Origin of the sequence: Budvicia aquatica DSM 5075 = ATCC 35567, assembly GCF_000427805.1 — a bacterium.
Classification (GTDB): domain Bacteria; phylum Pseudomonadota; class Gammaproteobacteria; order Enterobacterales; family Enterobacteriaceae; genus Budvicia; species Budvicia aquatica.
Genome location: NZ_ATYS01000064.1, coordinates 1 through 22219, shown reverse-complemented (window position 1 = coordinate 22219; position 22219 = coordinate 1). Strand labels below are relative to the sequence as shown.

Sequence of the window (22219 nt, the reverse complement as noted above, 5' to 3'; positions counted from 1 at the left end):
CGTTAAACCGTTCGTGACTTGCAGAATATCAACGTCGTGCTGGCCCCTCAGGTTGGTGACGACACCTATCATGCCGGTCCGTCTTTTGGCTTGGGTCNCGACCTTGTGGATTACGCGTCAGAACGATATTGCTCAATCAAAGAGCGCGTAGCGCGTCAGCGACGAGTAAAAAATAACAGGCTTGCCCTATGAAATGAAACCTATTCATGCCTAGCNNCATCATATCAACCANGGCAATAATAANCCGTTGTCTCACTGTNTTTANCCAAGCATTGAANCNATTCAATCNNCAANCTCGTCAGCCACCGCTGACTTATCCCGTTTAATCCTAAATTATCCCAGTCTGGAAGCCGGTATTTGTCTCTGCCCTTAAGGGACGGACTACGGCTGCCTGCTATCCAAAAGAACGGAGCCTCAGTATGTATGCAAAATCATTTATTTCACGTAATGCTCATGGGCATCTCGTGTCGGCATTAACCGCACAGAAATCCTCTAACGGTGAATATACCTGTCACCTATGCAATAGCTCATTAGTTTTCCATCGAAAGACAACGCATAGCAAACCCTGGTTTGAGCATATCGATGCCGGTTTATCGGAGCATGGGCGGGAACACTGTCCTTACGTTAACGTGGCCTTTGAAGAGGTTGCTACCATTGGAGCCTTGAGGACGTTTGTACCGAAAGCACGCCCGCTGGTGCAAAAGGCTCACTGGCATTGTAGCAATTGCGGTCATGCGTACTATGGCGAGAAATACTGCCTGACTTGTCAGCGTGGAGCCCACAGTCAGATTGAGGTTACCGACTAAAATAGGAAACGATCTACCTAATTACCTTATCAGTTCTATTTTTTAGCATCCATTCCCCCAAATATTCTTTATCCCGAAGCCAGCCGGCGCTGTATGGGCTGTTATCTGGCGTTGATGGAAAAGGAGCCCCCATGCGAATGCTCAAAGTATTTATTGCTTACGATGTCAACGACAAAATTATTTCCGCTAAGCAACATCAGTCAAACAGTCAACAATCTTATTTCTGCTTGTCTTGTGATAGCCCACTAATTTGGCGTAACAACGCCTTGAATGAACCGTGGTTTAGCCATGACCTCTCCGGTGCTCCAATAGAGCAGTTACGCGGTTGTACTTATTACGACCCCGAGGTCAAGAGCAATGAACGACTCGCCAAACTACGCAATATGGCGCAGGCATTGCCGCCAGTCGTCGCGACCCGGCAGTGGCATTGCAGTTGGTGTGGTCAAACCCATACCGGAGTGAAGCATTGCCCACAGTGTCATACCGACATTTATTGCCAACCCATCCAATCTGAAGTTTGAATCCTCAGCTGTAGTATGCACGCTTTAACGAAGCACGGAAACGTGGGGGTGACGATTATCAAAAGTGCAGCCTTGAATCTGTGTGGTCAACAAATCACTGGCGTTACAGCATGAACATTATGAGGCGGGCAATAACTTTCTTCCCTATGTAGAAATGGCCTCATGGTTGATTGCGTGGAAACGCGCGTCCGGATCTGTGCGTGAGTAACCTTCATGCTACCGCGACCCGATTCTCGATAATTAAAATAGATCGTCAAGATCAATATTTTTCATCATTACTTTCCGCTAATCACAGTATGATTTGTAACAAATTCGTTTTGAGGCAAAGGAAAAAAACAAAAAATTATCCTATGGCGCGACGTTCCACTGACATGGTGTGTCAGCGGAAACGAGTAGTGTAATTGTGTTTGTAGTGACATTGGTGGGTTAATCATAATGACAACATATTCTCGGCACTCTGGGGCTGAACGCCTTACTCTCATCATCATGGCACTATGTGAGCAGAATTTAGTGACGCGCTCACAACTAACAGTGCATTTTCGTGTTGCCGAGAGAACGATATTCCGGGATCTGAAAAAGCTTCAGGAAATGGGGCTAATTCAGCACAAGGAAGGGGAGGTTTATACCCGTACTCCAGCCACCAACTTAATTATGCAGACCGGTATTTTGAATACTTTCGCTGATTTTACAGACGTCAGCAAGTTGCTTCCCCTTAATCAGGCAGATTTCTGGAAGAAAATGCCTGTTCGAGTCGAGCAGAAGCGAGTCACGATTTTGGGGCCAGAGAGTGAACATTCAGTGCAGGTCGACCTAAGAAAACATTTCGCCCAATTGGAAAATGCAATTGTTAACCATCGCTGCTGCCGCATTTATTATAAAGATAAAACGCGCCGAATTAATCCTTGTCGTCTGAGCTGCCTTCAGGGGGTTTGGTATCTGGCGGCGACGGAAAGTCATAAGCTGAAAACTTTCACTTTGAGCCGTATTGATTGGCTAGACGTTTTGCGAGATACGTTTATACCAGATGCAACGATTGAAAACCTACTCGCCCGGCAAAATACACCTTGGTGGAGTGCCGAACAAACAATGGTCACGCTATCCGTTGCTTCTGCCGCAGCGCCTTATTTCTGTCGTCGAAACCTGCTGCCTGAGCAGCAGATAGTACTCACTCACGATGATGGTTCTTTGACTCTGACCTCGACTATAGCTCATCAGAATCAGCTTTTCCCGATTATCCGCTACTGGTTGCCGCATCTTCGGATTATAGAACCAGTGACATGGCAGAGGGTATTGGAAGAGGAAATAAAGAACGTATTAGTCCTTTAAATATTACACTAGAGCGAATAATAGACGAGCGGCAGGGGGGAGCATCGTTCGATGACGACGACTGTGAAAATCAAAACAGCCCATCAGGATTGTTTGGGGCACAGGTCTCATTCTACGTAGATAACCTGAAGGATATGAGGTGTCTCTACTCGTCGGCGTTTAGGCTAACTATCACTATTAAGGATATTTTATGGAAAGCAATGTTACTGGTACGTTATTTTTCTCTGGGTCCGATGAAGAGAATAATCATAAAAACGACATACAGCGAGATAAATTTCGTACTGTAACCGCGCTGGCGAGTGATGAAGTGGTTAAGCGCTACGGCAATGCCAATGCCGAGTATCTAAAAGGGTACAGTGGCGTCGATAACGAAACAGGTCAGCGGTTTGCCAAAGGGCTGGCTGATGTAGCGAAACATAAAGTCAACTCTGATTACACGGCACAAAACATCAAGCAACAGGCCGGTTATTCGGCTGAAATTGCGACAACTAGCCGCGATAATGCTGAAGCTATCATTAACTGTAGTCAGGTTCGCACTGAACGAAGTGATGACCTGCTGGCGTATGGCAAAAACCATAACGTGGTAGATCGTGTAAAGATATTAGATGGAAACATCATCGACGGTTCACAAAGCCAGATGAAGTTTGTCGGTAATCGAGACCAGCTCTTCAACAAGATAGCAAAAGAAGACGGAGATTTTGCACGCTATCGTGGGATCAAACTGGAACTTCCATCAGAACAATTCGAAGGCGCAGAAGTATTTTGTCGTGGTCGAGCTCACGAGCTTCGGGAACGAGCTAAAAACGTCGAAACGCAAGGCAAACAAGAGGTTGCTGACAAGTTCCGCCGTGAAGCCGATAATTACGATCAGCTCGCCGATAATGTACGTGACAGCGGTCTGACAACCGAACAAGCCATTTTTTATCGGGAGCATCCCAAACGCGCCACCGCAATGGATATTACTCGTACCAGCCACCGTGCCGGTATTGAAGGTGCCAAATGCGGTGCCGTGATTGGCGGGGCGATCTCATTATTAGTCAACGCCTTCAATGTAGTGACGCAGGACAAAACGCTGGATGCTGCGATGAAAGATATTGCTGCCGATACAGGCAAGGCGGGGGCGTTGGGATACGGTACCGCCTTCGTGGGTTCAGCCATCAAATCTGCTCTGCAGCAATCTGAACATCAGGTATTGCGTACCATCGCTGGTACTAGTGCACCTACGTTAGTCGTTAACATCTGTCTGTCGCTGGGGTGTTCAATTAAACGCTACGCTAACGGCGAAATCAGCGAGGCTGAACTGCTGACGGACGTGGGAGAAAAAGGCACAGGGATGCTTTCCAGTGGCATGATGGCCGCGCTTGGACAGATGGCCATTCCAATCCCTATTGTTGGTGCTGCTATTGGCGGAATGATTGGCTACACCCTTTCTTCATTATTCTATCAAAGCGCATTAGAGGCCGCACGGGGAGTGGAGCTCTCACGTGAACGACTGGAGCATATCAGAGCCATTGAGGTGACAGCCCGCGCTCGTATAGCGAAAACACAAGCTGTGTTGGACGACTTTGCCCGCCGTGAAATACCGCAATTACGCAAAGAAACAGAACAACTGTTCAATGCAGTCATTCATAGTTCCGATAATATTGATGACCTGACCTTTGCTATTAATGACTATGCCACGCTGTTAGGAAAAAAACTGCAATTCCAAACAATGACAGAGTTCGAGGTATTTATGGACTCCGATCAACCTTTAACACTATGAGTGAAAAATCAGGATACTTATGCTTATTAAATTGCTGCCTGAAGATCAAAAAATGCATCTCCTTGACCTCGCCAAACTACTGACACTTTGCGATAAACCTCTACTGTGGAATGGTTTATCCAAGGATGAATTGACGTCGGATACCGATCTTGATGCGTTGTCCATTCAGCAAGGTGAGCGAGAAAATGAACTGCTATCGGATCTTGTACAATCCGTGGCATCGAGGCTGTGGCCTATGTCAAACCGGGAGGCATCAATTGAAAATATGCTCAAGGAAAAACTGAAAGCGTCTCCGCTGATTAAAATAGACACCGTAGAAAACCGGGTACAGGCCGCTATGGCAGTTTTAAAAACATTGCTTGAAGAAAAATGCACTGACGCCCCCGCCGTTCCTAAAATTATTCTTTTCCAACTGATTCTGGTTGCGCTTCTCGATGGGAAAATCTCGACTATTAAATGGTCGTTGCTTAAAGAAATTCAACGCCATTATCAGTTGCAGGATTTTATCTTTGAGGATCTGCTCGAGCGCGCCGAAGCACTGAATAACGAAATGAGTAAAATAATTTCCCTCGTTCTTGAATAAAGGAGTACAACATGCCCATTCCAATTATTGTCGGCGTCATTGCAGCAGGCGCAGGTGTTTACGGTCTTGTTAAAGGTGTTAGCGGTGCTAAAGATCACCGAGATGCTAAAGATATTAACGACAGTGCTAAAGGTATGGTTGATAGCATCAACCAGCGAATTGATAATAGTCGCCAATCAACAAATAGCACCATAGAGGATTATGGCCAGCGTAAGTTGCGGGCATTTAATGATGTGATTAGTGACTTTATCGAAACCTATGGACGCCTAAAAGATGTCAATCTGCTTAATAGTCCTGAACTGGAAAACCTCAACGCGGGTGATTTCTCGAAAACGACGCTGGCCGGCTTGCAACAGGACTACCAAACGCTCAAAGATGCTGGCCTAGGCCTTGGGACCGGCATGGGGAGTGGCGCAGCACTGGCTTTCGGCGCTTACAATGGCACGATGCTGCTGGCAACAGCCAGCACGGGTACAGCCATATCATCCTTGTCGGGCGTTGCGGCGACCAATGCCACGCTGGCGTGGTTAGGTGGCGGCTCTCTGGCGGCTGGAGGATACGGTATGGCTGGTGGAATGATGGTGCTGGGCGGGATTGTCGCTGGCCCCGCATTGGCTATTTTCGGTCATATTCTGGGGAATAAAGGTGAAGAAGCCCTGAACAACGCCTGCAGCAATATGGAGCAGGCTAGAACAATTTGCGATCATGGCGATCTGATGGTGAAAAAACTTCAGGTTATCAAACAGGTGACGAGGCTGGCCAACAAAACTTTATCCCTGACTAGCGGACGCCTACGTGGCGCTGTGCGAGAGATGAAAAAGGCGATTGAGGAATATGGCGAAACATTCCCAAGCTTCCCTCAAGAAAGTCGGGAAGCGGTTTTCTTTTCCGTCAAATATGCTCAGCTAATTAAAGCCATCATTGACACGCCAATACTCGATCAGGACGGGAATTTAGTGTTGTCAACGGAAAAACGTATCATTGATATTTCCGCTGTTGCTGACGGCAAAAAAGCCTCCCTTGATACACTAACCGTCTGATCCCGATAAAGGCTCGCGGTAGCCCGCGAGCCTGAGTGATTAAACCATGATGCACTGTAACAAAAACGACGCTCCCTTTCCCTGCACCCAATGTGGGTTATGCTGTCAGCGCGTTAATCTGGCACAGGAAACCCGCTATCTAGACAGGGGCGATGGCCTTTGCCGGCATTATGATGCGGCCAGTAAAGGCTGTTTAATTTATAATGAGCGCCCAGATATTTGTCGGGTGGACCTGCAATATCATCTTAACTATGCCTACCTGTACTCATGGGAAGAGTTTGTAGCCCTAAACCTAGCGGTTTGCCAACAATTGACTGATGAATATCGTTGAGTAAGTTTATCTTTCAACCATAGTTGCCTGCAGGCTTGTCTCATCAAAACTGTTAGTAATTTGATGCAATCCTTGAATTCAAATAATGCAGCTTTGGGCGGTTTGGTATCATCGCCTAATCGGCGAAACCGAGGGGCTTACCCTCATCACTGATACAGCATGTACAGCGACATACTGTCGCTTTCTTTCTTGGCACACCGACAATCATCGTGACACTTACGGTCACCGTTCCCACGTTGATGACCGGTAATGTCATCGCAACGTAAAATTTTACTGTTACGGCCATCTTTATGTATCGGATATCGACAGGCCTTATGTCATCGCCCGTCACTGTCGATCGATAACCCTTATCGTCATGCCTTCGTACCCGATTATCCACTTTCTCTCTTATCTTAAACGACCCTGATGGCGTTATTCGACGCCTTATCCCCGAAAAGCCCAGGGTGACCTGTTTGATTCTATCGTTGTGAGACTATTATGACATCATCATTCATTACGGATGTGCCGGCATCAGTGTGCCCGCAAGTTTGCCACCTGTATGCTTTCAGGCATGACACGGCCCGACAGAACCGTCTTATTGACCCAGCAGCATTAAGTCAACTATTGGGATTAAAAACAGAGGCTCAACGCCGACTCACTCAATATACGGATGCGGCCATCCGTTTAGAGCCCAACGTGAACCGATTACGCCGTTGGGCGAAGGTTGGGCTCTGTGAGTGGCCTGACGAGGTCAGTCGGGCAGAAGGGATCCGCCTCAGTGGGATGATCGTGCCTGAGCTCATTATTCATGCACTGATAAGGGAAGGTAAACTCTGTCCGAGGCCGCGGCGCCTCGCGTATAGTGAATACTGTCCGGTAACATCGATAAAAAGGCCACAGGGTCACGCGTCTCAAGCGACCGTCTTCGTTGAACTGCTCAATGACGAGTGCGGTCGTTTGGGGCTGGCGGCGTTACAGCGCAGGTTCGCTCAATTATCGGCCACGCTGACGGAGGCTTCAGCGCGGGAACGTTTTGCCTTAGTCTGCTTTCATGCGTTATTGAGCGGAGATATTGATACCGTATTAGGGCAATCTGCGGTCACGCTCAGCGCGTTGATGTCGAGCTATCTGGTTCACCATCCGGCGTTACAGTGCCCGGTTGAGGAATATCTGTTTTTCGCGTTCTATTCAACCTGGCCGGATTATCCGCCGATGAGGGGGTAAATCATCAGGCCCAGATATTCCAACGGCTCACTGGCTGACTGCTCACTACAGCGATATGGGTTCACTGCCGTATGATGGCTTCCAGACAGCTTGGCAGGCCATCAACCAACACAAGATGATAGTGGGTCTGCCCAATATAAGTAAAGCAGGCCAGCTCTTCTAATAACTCATACCGCGCGATGCGGTAAGTCAGCGCCTCATTAGGATGACACATTCGCGCATGCTTGAGCAGATAATCCAACGCGGCTTCCTGAGTCAGCATTAACGCCAGTGGGTTGGTTGAGGCTAAACCTTCGCTGTTATTGCGAATAATGGGCACATGGATAGACAGCGTCATGGTACTTAACCTTCATTGGTCAATCATAAAGAACGCCAATTTAGCAGGTTTTCTAACAGGGATTGATCGTTTAAACGGATCGAAATCGCGATATTGATCTGCCAAACCAATTGGAAGCTGAAAGCCGCGTCAGCTATGGTATTGGCACCGTCTCATCAGGCCATCAGCCCTACGCATCGCATGAGAAAAATGATGAATATCCTGTATACCAATTTTCATGTCGCCGGTGGCGGTGGCCATGATGTGTACATCCGAACCTTGCTTAAACAGTCTACCCATACGGCTTATGTGGCCTGTCCAAAAAGTAGTTATTTGTATCGGTCGTTAACGCGGGATAACGTGGCCAATGTGCTGGCGTTGGATTTTCCGGGGAAACTGAGCCAAGGTGTGCATCTTGTTACCCAACTCCGGCGGTTACTGTCGATAATAACGGAGCACCAGATTGATATTATCCACACCAACGGGTCGGCCGATAATCGTCTGGTGACCTATGCCCGGTTATTGAGCCGCAGACCCTTCAAGCAAGTCTTTACTAAGCATAACGGGTTTCCTGTTCGGGGGTCGATATCCCAATGGCGCTTTCTCAAAGCCAATCACGCGATTATTTTTGTCAGCCAGTCGATTTATCAGTCCATCGGGTTTCCGGTTCAGTCCGATAAGATTGTGGTCATCCGTAATGGCGTCGATACCGACTACTGGCGACCACCGGTCACCGTCATCCCATCAGCCCAGATTCGATTAGTCAGCATTGCCGGCACCTCCGGGTATAAAGGCTGGCACTATCTGATTAATGCCCTCAAGTTATTGCCCGCGTCGGTGCGCAGTCGTTTTACCGTAACCATCGTGGGGACGTTACCGGATAGGGCGACGCGTCTTGAACGCTGTCGGGGAGATTGGTTAGCGGAACAGGTGACCTTCACGGGTTTTTTAGCTGAGCCTTATTCGGTCTTGCAGGCGGCCGATATCGGGTTTGTGCTGTCCGATGCGGTGGAAACCATCAGCTTTGCGTGTCGAGAGATGATGTCAGCGGGCCTGCCGGTCATCGTCAGTGATTTTGGTGGCTTGCCGGAGAACATCACGCTGGGTATAGATGGTTGGGTGACGCCGGTCGGGGATGAAACGGCATTGGCGGCGCTGTTACTCGAGATGAGTGCGCTGAGTCCAACTCAGTTAGCCGAGATGAAACATCAGGCGCGTCGTAAAGCCGAACGGGAGTTTGGGGTTGAATCGATGATAAATCAAACCCATCAAGTGTATGCGCGGGTGATGTCGTCAATCGATTGATGCGTATGAGTAGAAAAAATCTATGCCCCCCAGCGTGAGGTCAGGCGCGGGGAACGTCATTCAAAGGGGAGACGATGTCGAGCGGATAAAGTCATTGTTATTATCACGCGATATCGTCTCGACTCAACGCGTTTTTTCGTGCTTCAATTTCGCCGTGTAAGTCTGTTTAATTGCGTTGATTATCTGTTTATCCCCATGGTATTCCCCATATTGAACGTCGCTGACAATAAACAAGATAAAATAAGGTTTCATGACATTAAGGTGAAGCAATAAACTTACTTCGCTCTATTTATTAACGTGGCGATAACGTTGTTGGTGTCATTCCGCTACCATTATTTCAATTATTTTTGGTTTTAAGCAAAAGGAGGGATAACTGAGGGGGTAATTAAAGAGATGTGTATTTCATTATCGTTTAAATAAATCATTTCAATCAATATTATTAGGCAATATATATTCCTTATCGTTTCTCTTAATTATTTCATTTTAATGACGCAGATCAACTTGTATGCGTTGGTTTTAAATTCTGCTTAATTGATCAATGTCGATCTGGGTAACTGCTTTTTGTTAATTTATCGGTCATTAACTCTGGTAATTGTCCGCTTAACCCGCATTTAGAAGTATAATATCCTACATATTTACGTAACACGATCAATTGTTGTTTATTGGTTTTTGTTGTGTATAATCGACTCAAATGAACTATGGCCTTATATTGCTCACGTGTTCTTTAAGTAAAAGTCAATAACTGACTTTATTATTGTGTGTGGCGTGATTGTGACTAACGTGTTGCGCGTTGATTCTCTTGAGTGGGGTTTTAATGCGACATTTTGTTGGCTGAGTGCGTGTTATTTATCGGATTTACTCGATAGGTTAGTCCGGTAAGGCCTAATTAATAATGTGTTAATGGTCTCTTTTGACTTTATTTGTTTTGATTCAATCAGGTTAAATCGTCGTTTTTTTATGGGCGACCCAAGGGTAAGTGATATTAGGCCAAGCGCAGTTAGCGCGATGTGTTTATATCAGAGACTTCATCAGGACAGCGCGTTCGGCGCAAGGGAATGGAACAATGAAAATAACAATGCGTCTTTCGGTTATCACCTTATTGCTGATGGGGAGTGGTGGCGTGATGGCGGCCGAGGTTAGCGGGCGTGGAGTCCCTGAATCTGAGCCGGCTACCCGCCTTTATACCCTCCCCACCAACAGTAGCTTGTACCAATTAGCCCTGCAAAGCGGCATGACGGTCGCTGAATTGCGAGCCCTGAATAAAGGGGGTATTGACCGTCGAGAGTCCATGAAGGCCGGTGAAAGCTTACTGTTGCCAGCCACCTCACCGTTGTTACCGGTGGTGGACAATACCGGTCTGTACGTCAATAACCTGCCAGAAATGGGGATGGGGAATGCCCCGTTACCCAAAGCCGACAAGGATGGCAGGATGCCTGCCTCGGCACTGGAAATGAAAGCCGCCAGTGCTGCTCAGTCGGTGGGCAATCAGGACTGGAACAACATGACCGGCGATCAGGCGCAGACACAGGCTGAGAGTTGGGCAAAAAACAAAGCCAAAGCCGAAGTGTTGAATCCGGTCCAGCAACAAGCTCAGGATTTTCTGGGCAAGTTTGGTAAAGCGCAGGTCAATATCACCGTCGATGACGAAGGCAGCCTGAAAGGCAGTTCCGGCTCATTGCTGACGCCGTGGTATGACACTGACAGCATGGTGATTTTCTCTCAGGTGGGTATCCACGGTCAGGACGGTCGAACTATCGGCAACCTGGGGGTGGGTGTGCGCTTTGATGAAGGTGACTGGATGTGGGGAGGAAACACCTTCCTGGACCAAGATATCAGCCGTAATCATACCCGGGGCGGTGTGGGCGGTGAGTTGTGGACGGATAATCTGAAGTTCGCAGCCAACTATTATCACCCTCTCTCATCCTGGAAAGACTCCAAAGACTTTGATGATTACTTAGAGCGCCCTGCTGAGGGCTATGATGTTCGCGCTCAGGGTTACATGCCGTCCTACCCGCACTTAGGGGCCTCCGTGGTGTATGAGCAGTACTTCGGGGATGAAGTGGCGCTGTTTGGTAAAGACAATCTTCAGGAGGACCCGCACGCGGTCACCGTGGGCGTGGATTATACCCCGGTGCCATTGGTGACGCTGAAGCTGAGTCATAAAGAAGGCCAGAGCGGCAAGAATGAAGATAAGGCTGACTTGATATTGAGTTATCAACTGGGTACGCCACTGTCGAAACAGCTTGACCCAGAGCAGGTGGCCGTGGCCCGAAGCCTGAGGGGCAGTCGTTACGATATGGTTGACCGTAATTACGACATCGTTTTGGAATACAAAGAGAAGGCCGGTGCGTTAGAAGTCGATTTGGCGGCGGTGCCGATGGATTTGCTGGAAGGCGATACCTACCTGATGCAACCGTTGGTGCGCAGCAAGTACAAGGTCACCGCGGTGAACTGGAATGGGGACATTATCCCGCTGGCTATCACGCCGACGGCAGGCAGCACCAATACGCAGGGATGGCAGATTACCCTGCCGGTCTGGGATTCTGCAGTGACGGCAACCAACCGTTATCGGTTGTCCATCACCTTAACCAATGAGAAAGGCAAACAGGTCACTTCTAATGAGGTGGAAATCGTGGTGGGACAGCAGCGTCAGAGTCGACTGGATGTTGAGGGGACTGCCAGCAAGCAAGCCTCTGGTCTGGCTGCGGATGCCATTCAACTGGTGACGTACATCACCAACCATGACGGCGTGGTGATGAATGACCCGGCGTTGGTTAAGCCGACCTGGATAGTGACCAATCTGGATACGGGTGCGGTGCTGACGGTCAATGATATCTGTACCAATGATACCCAGAATGTGCCGGTGCCGTGTGTGAGCGTCAAGAGCGACCGGACTGAAGTCCGCGACGGGATGACGTATTACATCCGTGAGGTGGTCAGTACTCTGGTGGGGCGCTTTAGTATCGTGGCTGACCTGGGCCGTTATGGCCAAACCGCCCCTCAAGAGATGGTGTTTAACAAGCAGTCTGGATTGCGGGCTGAGATTTTGGACCCGAACGGTAATGACATTCTGGTGACGCAAGCCAGTCCGACGGTGGGTGTGACTTATACCGTGAAGCTGTTTAATGCGGCCAATCAGGACATTACCAGCACGTTCGCGCCAGAGACATTGCGCTGGGCGCTGGATGGCAATGCGAGCGCGGCTGGATGTGATGTCACGCTGACCGACCATGATACGGGCGTCACGGGTACCACCTTTACGCCGCGTCCGTTTGGTACAGGCAGTGGCAGCAGTAACAGTGGTGTGGCGTGTGGTGACCAGGGCTTTGGTCTGAAAGTGATGTACTGAGATGGCACATGAATTCGATAAGTCACGCCGATTGACGGTGAGGGTTATATCGAGACCGGTCAGTACACACGCGTACAAACAGGACAAACACGCACAGACGACGGTGTGGGTCTGTCAGGCATACAGGGATACAGAATGAAAACTCAACGTAGAACACAACGGGCGATGACCCTGACGAACGTGGCTGTCGGGGTAGGGGTAGCCCTAAGCCTGATGGGGTCAGCCTGGGCAGACAGTACGCCGACGACGGCGGCTGTGGGTGGGGTAGTGCCGGTCTTGATTGCACCGTCGAATAATAATACGCATGCGGTGGATTTTGACGGGACGTATGCTCGGGCTGACGTGATGTCAACCGGTGATACGGTGGTACTGACCTACCGTCATGATGACTCTGACGGAGATAAGGACGATTCGTTGACCTCGGTGGTATGGCGCTACACCTCGGCCAACGGTCAAGAAGAAACGATAACGCCAACCAGCAATGTACCGGCCGTGGGCGGTGCACCGGGGACCTCGACTATCACTATCCCGTCTCAGGCGCTGGGTGCAGCGGCCATTCGGGTGGAAATCTGGGAGCAATCGGAAACGGGTATTCCGCGCCGGGGTCAGCAGTCAATTATTGTGCTGGATACCAGTAAAGGGACGAATTCCGGTGGTGGGGGCGGTACGCCATCGTTACCTGGACCGATAGTGATGGGGTCGGGTGCCGGTGACATTACGGGTGGGATATACCGACTGGCAGATAATCCGGTGGCGGGCAGTGGGGCGATAGATTATTCGCGGACCACGGGTCATCAGCCGGTGGTGAGTGAGACTTACCTGTTTAGGGCTTGGCGTGACACTAACGGCAATGGCGTCTGGGATGCAGGTGAGGAGGACGTTACGCCTCATCTGAGCTCGATGAGCTGGACGCTCAATGGCAGTAACGTGACGGCGGCGGGCAGCGGTGCGCCGACAACCTTAACGAACCACGCCACGGGCGTGACCACAGACCAATATACCGTACCGGTCAATGATGCTTCAGGCTCTGGGGCGGTGTCCGGTGACCAGGGGTTTGGTTTGGCGGTGGTGTTTAACTAAGGGCGTTTCATTAAGGGCGGGTGGTTCAGTCTGAGTCAACAAGAACAACCCGTGATTTAGGTTCGCGAGATTCAGGTTGATGGATAAATAAGCAGAGTATCGCAAGGCAGTAAAGTGTTGATGTAAAGGCGCAGCATGCACGCGGGGCAGTTAGGCCCGCAAAACAACCGCATAGTACGCAGAGTATTTGTGCATAAAGGACTAATAAGGAAAGTAACCAATGAAAACAATGAAGACACGTACATTCACATTAAAGAAAGTCGCGCTGGCGATGATGATTGCTGCGGGTACGATGACCAGCGTCTATGCGGCGGTGACCGGTACAACTGACACTATTCAGGGTGCAATTCCTGTTCTGAAATCTGTCGGGGGTGTTAAGCACGCTGTGAGCTTTACCACTACGGGCGTTGACCCGTTAATGCCGCTTACGGGCGACTCTGTCACCATGACATATAAGTACAGCGATACCGATGGTGATGATGATAATTCGACCTCTACGGTGCAGTGGTTCTACGTCCCTGCGAACGGTACGGGTACGCCAGTGGCGATTACGCCAACCAATGCCAAAGCGCCGGTTGGCAGTGCGAACGGTGGGGGTACCGGTGAAGGTACTAGTGTTATCACCATTCCTGATGGGGCTGTTGGTGCCATCATTAAAGCGGTTATCACCGAGCAATCTTCCACCGGTGACCTAAATACTGGCTATACCATCACGTATGGCAACATCGCCAAAACCGGCGAAGTTGCGCCGGGGCCGGATGGCGGTACCGATACGGGTGGTGGCGGTGAGACGGCTATCCCTGACGTACCGGTTGGACCGGGTACCGGTCTGATACCAGAAATTAGACTGGCCGGCGGTGGTCCTAACTTGATTGGTGGCACGACGAAACTGAAAGTCGGTTCAACGTATGAGTTCAAACTGTTCGCGTCTGATGGTACGACAGACCTGACGGATACCGTTAACTTCAAGTGGGGCTTAAGACATACCAGTGCGACCACTACGACACCAGCACCGGCCGGTTACTTTAATGACAACGCCACCTACACACCGCCGGTGAATGCTGACGCTTTTGCGCTGACGGGCACGCTTGACGGTGTTCAGGGTTACAAAGTCGTTGTTGATTACACGCCTAAGCCATAAGTCTTTAGGGGGCGTATAAGCGTGGCAGGGACGCTGCGTGACAGGAACTCGGGATAAAGTTCGGGATAGTTTTCTGCCCTCATAAGGTAGAAGACTGACTCACAGGCAGCATGGCAGGGGTAGTGCATGACACCGCATTATATCCTGCCCTGATTTCGGTGAGCGAATTCAGGAATGAGTGACATGGACGGAGATGAGTAATAACCCAAGGTGACAGAGATGGAGCATGCGTGCCGGTTTGGGTTATTGGTTATGCGGGATGTGCAGATGCACGGACTGACATGAGTTTTCAGGGAGAGTAGACGCGAAATGAGTTTTGCGTATGACTCAAGGTGAGCAGCGAGAGGTAACGGCATGAAATTTAAAATAACAAAAATCGCATCCAGTGTGTCATGTGTGCTTGGGGTCCTGACATTGATGATGGGCAGTGTGGGTGTGCAGGCTGCGGTGAGTTCAGCAACGGACATTATTGAGGGTCGCGTTCCGACGGCTGAGGGGACATTATTTGTGGCGGACCAGACCGGTGCAACGGTGGGGACGACCCCGGAAAACAGTATTGTGGACCGAGATCATACCCCAAACTCCTTCAAGGCCTCGACAGACACCACGGACCTGACGCTGTTAGATGTGGACGGGGACTGTGATTTACCGAGAGGCCCTTGCACGGCAGCGGTTGATGTGGCAGGCACCACGAAGGTCTGGAAGTATAACGGTAATCTGTTAACAGCCGTCATGTTAGGTAGCTCATTTAAAACCTACTTTGCGGGTAAGTCGTTAACGGTGACGGTCACGGCGCCGGTGGCTACTACCACTACTACGGGGGCGCCAATCGTAGGGACTAATCCGCTGAGCAGTGAAGAAACGACTGTGGTTGTACCGGTGGTGCCCGGCATCTACGTGGGGCCTTATCCGGGCACCTATCGTTGGGAAGTGGATAAGAAATTCCCGACTACAGCAGCCTTGGGACTGACGTTCACCATTTATCTCGCGGATGGGGATGGTATCGCGCAGACTGACTTCAACTGGACCAGTAATCAGACTTGGGCGAAGGTGGGTGCTGATGGTTTGGTGACCTTTACTGCTGCCCCGACCTCAGCGACTAAAACGGTCACTATTACGGCAACGAACAAGACTAACCCACTCATTAAAACGTTGTACACCTTCACCGTCAATAAGTGGTTTGAAACGGTTAGGATTGCGAAAAGTAGCTCACCTAATATAGCAACGCTGTGCTCAATTAAAGGTGTGGGTTACAGAAATGCAGGTTACTCAGAAGCAAGGGGGCCAGGGCCTTCTGCAACATTCCGTCAAGTACCTGGCGCGCTTGTTGCTGAATGGGGCGTGGGACAACAACCGTCAGGATGGAATGCAATGTCAAACAGCGCTTTGAATGAAGATATAAATAGAGCTTGGGCGGTTATTGACTCGCTTTCATCGGGCAGCGATTTCGATGCCGTGCCAACTGTAGGTGTGTCAGTCAGCCCTGTCCCATGGGCTCAAGATGTTATATGGCCAGGAAACCCAGATGGATATAGAGCAGTGGGATTCATGAGTTTAGTGAACACTCGAGCTAACCTCGATTTCGTATGCGTCAAGGATCTCTGATGTTGTTATATTTTTTCGATTAGTAATTAGTGCTGTTTCTCTCGCACAAAAGCGTCAATCAACATATCAGGCCGTAAATTTGACTATGGACAAGTGATTATGTTGCGCGAGTCAATAAAAAGAAAGTGATAGTGTTTTATCGGCATTCTACGGTGGCATAAGGTAGCTAACAGTACTAGTGTTATTTCCCCAAAAAAGAAACGAATACTCTACTTAATTAATGTTTACCTTGTTATTAGTGTAAGCGATCAGTTTGCGCCGTATTGACGATTATATTGGGGCTAGATCAATATTCCACGGGAGAAGTTCGTCAACATGGTTAGACGGCCAGAGTCTAGTAACACACCCAGCACATAACGCAGCCAGGCTTATATTGGTAGTTTGTAATGACGATACCCTCCGAGACAGTCGGATGTTGTTCTACGTTTAATGACATTATTGTTTTAAATGATGTTCTGATAAACGTTTAGTTTGCGATAAACCGCATTAACGCTGGCATATGAACACAATTTTCCGCTATCGCAATATGTTAAATCTGTGGCTTATCCTTGACTAGATATAGCCCCACAAAATTGAATTCTGGTGATTAATAAAAAGATAAAGGTAAGGGAAAAGATGAATCAAACAGCAACTGAAAAAACCGGTACTGCCGGTGTTAATGGTTCAATGGCGTCACATCCTGTTATGCGACTGACGCCACTGGCCTGTGCGCTATCTACGCTATTAATGGTGGCCTATTCCACTGGCGTGATGGCCGAAGTTTCGCAACAACCTCAGGTCCGAATGACCCTCACCGATGAACCATTAGCGGCGTCAGCTATGTCATCCTCAGTGGTACAGGCCTCGGTTCAGACTCAGGCTGCCTCTTTACCGACTCCTGCTGATGTTGTCGTTGTTCCTGAGCCACCCGCATCGATTGCTGTCACGCCAGTGTCAACTCAGACACCCATATCCATACCCGAGCCTCTCGTATCTGATGTCTCTGTGACACCAGTTGCACCGGTAGTCGCTTCAGCGCCGCCCGTGGCTCAGAGTCCAGCGCCAACCGTATCGCCGACCCCTGTGGTGACGGTGACTGTCCCTGTGACAGCTGTTACTCCTGTCGCCGATGTCGCCGAGCGGGCCATGCCTGCGAGCACGGCCGCGGTGTTGGTGACCGGCAAAGTTTTTCCGGCCAACGGGCGTTTCCCGCAGACCGGTTTTGTCGGGGCAAAGTTTCAGGTGCTGATGAATGGTCGTGACCCTCAGGATAATGCTCAGTACCAATGGCACAGTAATCAAAGTTGGGTGAGCGTAGATAACGCCGGTACCGTTCTCTTTACCGCGATGCCCACGCCACAGACCCTGACTGTCACCCTGACTGCCACGCCGACGGCGGGCGGCACACCATTAACAGTGAGCTTCACACCCAACCGTTGGTTCATCAATGCGAAAGCCGAGAGAATGACGGCCCCGGCGGCCACTGCCTGGTGCCTGTCTCAGGGCAATGGTTTTACCCTGCCAGAAGCGACAGTGATGACGGCCACGACCGTGGGGTCGCCCTCCTTGCGCGAACCCAATGGCAAGCTCTGGAATGAATGGGGCCCGATGGCGCTTCACCGCTCCGGCTGGCAGTTAGATAACTACTGGGGCGCTAAAACCCAGGGAGACACTCAGCAGATGGTTGGTCTGGTGGGCGGGAGTTTTTACTGGGTGCCTAAAACCAGTCAATACTTAGTGGCCTGTGTCCGTTCACTGTAGTTTTTTGGGATGTTTGTTTTTTATGTCAGTTCGATGGCCGTCGTGAGCTGAAGCGGGTTTATCAGACAGCCATTGACGATTAGGCTCAAATTCAAGGGGGGATGATGTCACAACGTCAATTAACATGGACAGGGAGCAGCTACAGTGAACTGGCGCAGTTGGCGGTAGAAAAAGAGCGGGCTCACGACTGGATTGAGGCTAACGTGCGCTGGGAGCAAGCCGCGTATAGGGCTAAGTCCCCCGAGAATCGCGCCTGGGCCACCCTCCGAGCTGACGTGTGTTTGAAGCACAGCCAGCGGCTCGCCAAGGTCCAGCAAGATTTACCCAAAGCCTCACTGTCCGCGCGGACCGCGTCACGCGCGGGATTGATGATGACGGAGATGACCGACGATGACCGGGTATCGTCAACATCCAATAACGATAAGGGAGTCAGCATTGCGTATTAATCTCAAGTGGGGTTGGAGCCTGTCGGCATTGTTATTACTGGCCGCCTGTGACGGTCAGCAGGATAATGTAACGGTCGTCCGGTCACAGCCGTTATCACCGGCCAGTGCGCCATCCGGTCAGGCGAATACCAAGACAATGACGTTAGGTGAGGCGCTGGATAAACGCCCGGCGTGTGACCGTACTGTCTGGCTGCAGACGAACAATCTTGAACAGACCGGCGGCCAACCTGCCACGGTGGAGTATCAGTGCGACCTCTCCACGGCACAGATTCAGGTGCTGTTTAGCGCGCAGTGGACCGCCTGGGTCGAGCGCCATCAGCGCCGTCTGGCGGACAGTGAAAAGCTCAAAACAGCCGCACTGGATAAGAAAAACAGTCAGCAGACAGAGCAGGCCTTGTCGACCGCCCGCTGGCTGTTTGACCAACTTCAGGCCAGTGGTGACCTGGCTCGCTACCGGTCGCTGGTTACGGGCTCCCCGGTACAACACCTGCGTCTGGACGGCGTCAATGCGTTCTTCGCCAGCCCCGAGGGTTTAAGTTATCTAGCCACCACGCTGAAAACGAAAAAGAAAATAGCGGTCGCCCAAGCTGCCTTGAAGGCGGTGACTCAGACGGTCACGTCCACCGGACTGGCGACCGACACCAAGACGACCGACGTGTGTCAGGCCCCGGCCTTGTTTGTGCTGGCGGTGGTTCTGACGCCCGAGGAAATTGATGAGGCGCTCAGTGAGTGTGACGCCGCCGTTGCCCAGCGCTACCAGACTGACATCGATGTCGCTGAGGGTAAGGCCAAGGCCGCCCGCACCATGCTGGAGACGCTGAACGCGCCTGTGACCGTTGAGGGGGCGAAAGAAGTCATCACCTGGACGGTGTCACAGAGTGGCGTACCTCAACTCAGTACGCACGTTTTTGAGCTGACAGTGAATGCAGGGGGAACGGTGCGGCAGGTGACCAAAACCCTGGGTATCGATGACAGTGAGATGTCGGGGGTCCTGAACGGTTCGATTAACAGCACCCACCAGAATGCCCTTATCAGTGCGATGAGTGACCTGGTCAGATAATTGCCTGCGGCATACAGGTACAAGGATAACAGCGATGTACAAGTACAAAATGGTACAGGTCCCGCCGACCATCACGATTAAGGCCAAAGATAACCGAAGTGGTCTGGCTGCAGAGTATCTGGAAAATGTGGTCAATGAATGGGCCTACCAGGGGTGGGAGTTTCACCGGGTAGATACCATTGGTATTCAAAAAACGTCCGGGCTGTTAGGTCGCAAGACCGAGTATGACCATTATTACGTCATCAGTTTTCGCAAGGCCATCAAAGCCTGAGGTGGCGCTGACTGTCCGTGTTACGGCGTCAGTAAGGGGAGAGGGTTATGGTCGTGAAGTCTGAGACGATAAGTCAGGCATGGCACACGCTACTGACTGAGATTAACCAAGATGTGGATTATCACCGGGTGAAGGTTCAGGGATTGAATCGGATTGACCGGGGATGCGTGGTGATGTTGCTGCTTTTTTTGATGGCCTGCGGTGGATGGGGATGGCGTTATGGGTTGGGGTTGGGTCTGTTGGCGGTATTTTTCGCCGTCCCGGCGGGGGCGCTCATCGTGGCTCACCGACTGAGTCGTCAGGTGCAGGCGCACACTCGGTCACTGGACCAATTAATCCCGTTACAGACTTGGGCGACGGGCACTTTGATGACAGCGGATAACCTGACCTACCTGACTCAGGCGCGTCAACGTATTCGCGCGGGGGAATGTCCGTTACCGTCTAATCAGCCGCGTAATGACCCGTGAGTGGATGACACCTCGGTCGCCATAGTCAGAAATAAACCATATAGAAGCAAAAAAACAAATACAGAAACAGATACAAAAACAAAGACAAAGACAAAGACAAAAAGTATGAAAACAAGAAATTAGGGCACAACAAAATACAACGCCATAAAGAGAAATCGTGCGGACTGCCCCGTCTTTACCGATGGGGCATTCCCGAGTGTCATGCGCGATATTCTCCTTCAGTGACAGGGTCAACATAGACAGGGTCAACATAAATAAGGTGAATGATGATGTTCAAACTGCATACAAAACAACCGAGCTGTCCTCATTGCGATAAAAATACACACGTTCGCAAACATGGCACGTCGCGCTGTGGATTTCAGCGTTACCTTTGTTCTGATTGCCGGCGCACCTTTCAGGGCAAATACATTTATCTGGCTTATCGTGAAGCCCGGGCTATAGCCCAAGCGTAATCGGTTGATGGCCATTTCGGCGCTCAAGGTGGGAGGCCACCCTCGTGATAGAGGTGTTTAACGATGATGCGATTACTCAAATTGCCACTGCGCCCGACGTGTCCTTATTGCAATATAAAGACGCGGGTTGGCAAGCACGGTAAAGCCCGCAGTGGCTTAGCCCGCTACCGTTGCCTTGATTGCGGGTGCACGTTTCAGTCTAAGTACATTTATGCCGCTTATCAGGCGTAAGTCGGACCGTGGTGGACGTATGATTTTAGTTACCGGACCGGTCACGTTAGACGATAGGCGATAATCGGCCGTCGGGCACGCGATAATACGCAATAACGCAATAACAGGGAGGTAGGATGATGAGGGTCACCGGTTTAGATATGATGGTGAGTGTTTTTACCTTACTGGCGATAGCCGTGATGGTGCCGATGCCGTGGTTATTGTCCTCCTCGTCCTACGCGTGGGAGCGTGAGCCGCAACCAAAGATGGATTATTGTATCCCATCCCCCGCAAGTGAACTGAAGGCGCCGCCATTTGGACCGATGTCACTGACCGCGTTATGGCTGACGCCCGCCCTGGCGGCGTCTCATCAAGACTGTCGCCACTCGGTGCCCGATGAGGCTGCCTTCGTCGGGCAGGGACCTTGAGGGCGACGCCCTGACGTACCGGCCGTGAGCGTACGGATGATACCCCCATTTATTCAATCCCTGTTGGTCACCGGCCGGGACATTATCCGCACCACCCCGACCATCGCCAGTGTTATGGCGATGGTGCTAACGCGGGGTCCTGTATTTCTGAGAGTGGATGAGATATGACGATGAGTGAAATAAGTCAAAAACCGGTAAACGTCCCGTCAGGTTATGCCGCCAATGAGGTCGGGCCGCGTCATTCGTATGCGTACGATAACGATGAGATAGACCTGTTTGAGCTGTTCTTTCGGCTCTGGGACAAAAAGTACCTCATTATGATGGTGACGCTGGTCACCACCCTGATGGCCGGTATTTATGCCTTTACCGCCAAAGAGCAGTGGACGGTCAAAGCCTATGTCTCCCCACCTCAAATAGCTCAGTTTGACGATTATCTGACATTAAGACGGGCCTTTGCCCGGGTGAGCGGCATTAACGCCGACCCCCAGACGATAGCCAATCATCTCTTCAACCGGTTCACGGAGATGGTAGCCAGTCCGAATGAGAAGCTGACTTACTTATCCGAGACGGCTTACGTTAAACAACAGACTGAATCGATGGACCCGCAGGCGAAACGCGTTTGGCTAACGGAGATGGCGGATAAGGGACTGGTGACGTCCCCGCCGGATGAAAAGAAGACCCTGCCGTATTTTATGCTGTCAGTGTCGGCGGATAATCCTCAGGTCGCCCTGGCCCTGTTGACCGATTATATTCACCGCATCAATGACCAGGTGATTG

Annotated in this window: 23 protein-coding genes; 21 read left to right on the top strand and 2 right to left on the bottom strand. The window is 50.6% G+C overall.

Features of this window, described 5'->3' with window-relative positions:
* Positions 1–419 precede the first annotated feature (419 nt).
* The 7 genes from YWE_RS0118795 to YWE_RS31755 all read left to right on the top strand — a co-directional run bounded on the left by YWE_RS0118795 (position 420) and on the right by YWE_RS31755 (position 6369).
* Entirely contained in the window at positions 420–806 is a 387-nt protein-coding gene (locus YWE_RS0118795; protein ID WP_029095915.1) for a putative zinc ribbon protein, read from the top strand.
* Between the two features lie 131 nt (positions 807–937).
* A complete protein-coding gene (locus tag YWE_RS29145) occupies positions 938–1327 on the top strand; it encodes a putative zinc ribbon protein (RefSeq protein ID WP_051323437.1) in 390 nt (129 codons plus the stop codon).
* Between the two features lie 435 nt (positions 1328–1762).
* On the top strand, positions 1763–2653 hold the full coding sequence (locus tag YWE_RS0118785) for a helix-turn-helix transcriptional regulator (protein WP_029095914.1): 891 nt from the start codon (positions 1763–1765) through the stop codon (positions 2651–2653).
* A 190-nt stretch (positions 2654–2843) separates the two neighbouring features.
* A complete protein-coding gene (locus YWE_RS0118780) occupies positions 2844–4415 on the top strand; it encodes a hypothetical protein (RefSeq protein ID WP_029095913.1) in 1572 nt (523 codons plus the stop codon).
* A 19-nt stretch (positions 4416–4434) separates the two neighbouring features.
* On the top strand, positions 4435–4998 hold the full coding sequence (locus YWE_RS0118775; RefSeq protein WP_029095912.1) for a hypothetical protein: 564 nt from the start codon (positions 4435–4437) through the stop codon (positions 4996–4998).
* 11 nt (positions 4999–5009) lie between these two features.
* On the top strand, positions 5010–6038 hold the full coding sequence (locus YWE_RS0118770) for a hypothetical protein (protein ID WP_029095911.1): 1029 nt from the start codon (positions 5010–5012) through the stop codon (positions 6036–6038).
* Positions 6039–6084: 46 nt separating this feature from the next.
* Complete coding sequence (locus tag YWE_RS31755) at positions 6085–6369, top strand: YkgJ family cysteine cluster protein (RefSeq protein WP_345917567.1); 285 nt, start codon at positions 6085–6087, stop codon at positions 6367–6369.
* Positions 6370–6484: 115 nt separating this feature from the next.
* On the opposite strand, the gene YWE_RS31240 is transcribed toward YWE_RS31755, so the two are convergent.
* The gene (locus YWE_RS31240) at positions 6485–6655 is read right to left on the bottom strand and encodes a hypothetical protein (RefSeq protein WP_154661424.1); all 171 of its coding nucleotides are present in this window, start codon (positions 6653–6655) and stop codon (positions 6485–6487) included.
* Between the two features lie 191 nt (positions 6656–6846).
* Between YWE_RS31240 and YWE_RS0118760 the strand changes: the two genes are divergently transcribed.
* On the top strand, positions 6847–7572 hold the full coding sequence (locus YWE_RS0118760; protein WP_029095909.1) for a hypothetical protein: 726 nt from the start codon (positions 6847–6849) through the stop codon (positions 7570–7572).
* Positions 7573–7633: 61 nt separating this feature from the next.
* On the opposite strand, the gene YWE_RS0118755 is transcribed toward YWE_RS0118760, so the two are convergent.
* The gene (locus YWE_RS0118755; protein WP_029095908.1) at positions 7634–7909 is read right to left on the bottom strand and encodes a hypothetical protein; all 276 of its coding nucleotides are present in this window, start codon (positions 7907–7909) and stop codon (positions 7634–7636) included.
* Positions 7910–8098: 189 nt separating this feature from the next.
* On the opposite strand from YWE_RS0118755, the gene YWE_RS0118750 reads away from it, so the two are divergent.
* From YWE_RS0118750 to YWE_RS27840, 13 genes are all read left to right on the top strand, one after another.
* Entirely contained in the window at positions 8099–9193 is a 1095-nt protein-coding gene (locus YWE_RS0118750; RefSeq protein ID WP_161628780.1) for a glycosyltransferase family 4 protein, read from the top strand.
* A gap of 1063 nt (positions 9194–10256) precedes the next feature.
* Complete coding sequence (locus YWE_RS0118745; RefSeq protein ID WP_029095906.1) at positions 10257–12542, top strand: inverse autotransporter beta domain-containing protein; 2286 nt, start codon at positions 10257–10259, stop codon at positions 12540–12542.
* A gap of 135 nt (positions 12543–12677) precedes the next feature.
* Complete coding sequence (locus YWE_RS0118740; RefSeq protein ID WP_099044135.1) at positions 12678–13622, top strand: SinI family autotransporter-associated protein; 945 nt, start codon at positions 12678–12680, stop codon at positions 13620–13622.
* A gap of 220 nt (positions 13623–13842) precedes the next feature.
* Positions 13843–14763: a hypothetical protein gene (locus YWE_RS0118735; RefSeq protein ID WP_029095904.1), complete on the top strand. Its 921-nt coding sequence runs from the start codon at positions 13843–13845 to the stop codon at positions 14761–14763.
* 354 nt (positions 14764–15117) lie between these two features.
* Positions 15118–16368 (top strand): hypothetical protein, encoded by a 1251-nt coding sequence (locus YWE_RS0118730; RefSeq protein WP_029095903.1) that lies wholly within the window; start codon positions 15118–15120, stop codon positions 16366–16368.
* Positions 16369–16983: 615 nt separating this feature from the next.
* Positions 16984–18108 carry a hypothetical protein gene (locus tag YWE_RS29140; protein WP_029095902.1) on the top strand — a complete coding sequence of 375 codons (1125 nt, stop codon included), beginning with the start codon at positions 16984–16986 and terminating at the stop codon, positions 18106–18108.
* Between the two features lie 104 nt (positions 18109–18212).
* A complete protein-coding gene (locus YWE_RS27845) occupies positions 18213–18554 on the top strand; it encodes an ANR family transcriptional regulator (protein ID WP_036016521.1) in 342 nt (113 codons plus the stop codon).
* Positions 18544–19614, top strand: a complete 1071-nt coding sequence (locus YWE_RS0118715; RefSeq protein ID WP_029095901.1) for a hypothetical protein — start codon at positions 18544–18546, stop codon at positions 19612–19614. The genes YWE_RS27845 and YWE_RS0118715 overlap by 11 nt, the downstream gene beginning before the upstream one ends.
* A 34-nt stretch (positions 19615–19648) precedes the next feature.
* Entirely contained in the window at positions 19649–19885 is a 237-nt protein-coding gene (locus tag YWE_RS0118710; protein WP_029095900.1) for a hypothetical protein, read from the top strand.
* 47 nt (positions 19886–19932) lie between these two features.
* Positions 19933–20352, top strand: a complete 420-nt coding sequence (locus YWE_RS0118705) for a hypothetical protein (RefSeq protein ID WP_029095899.1) — start codon at positions 19933–19935, stop codon at positions 20350–20352.
* 263 nt (positions 20353–20615) lie between these two features.
* Positions 20616–20804 (top strand): IS1/IS1595 family N-terminal zinc-binding domain-containing protein, encoded by a 189-nt coding sequence (locus YWE_RS32015; RefSeq protein ID WP_428829278.1) that lies wholly within the window; start codon positions 20616–20618, stop codon positions 20802–20804.
* A gap of 63 nt (positions 20805–20867) precedes the next feature.
* Entirely contained in the window at positions 20868–21035 is a 168-nt protein-coding gene (locus YWE_RS30530) for an IS1 family transposase (RefSeq protein ID WP_127526452.1), read from the top strand.
* Positions 21036–21612: 577 nt separating this feature from the next.
* The coding region (locus YWE_RS27840; protein ID WP_248595868.1) for a Wzz/FepE/Etk N-terminal domain-containing protein at positions 21613–22219 on the top strand (607 nt) is incomplete at its 3' end.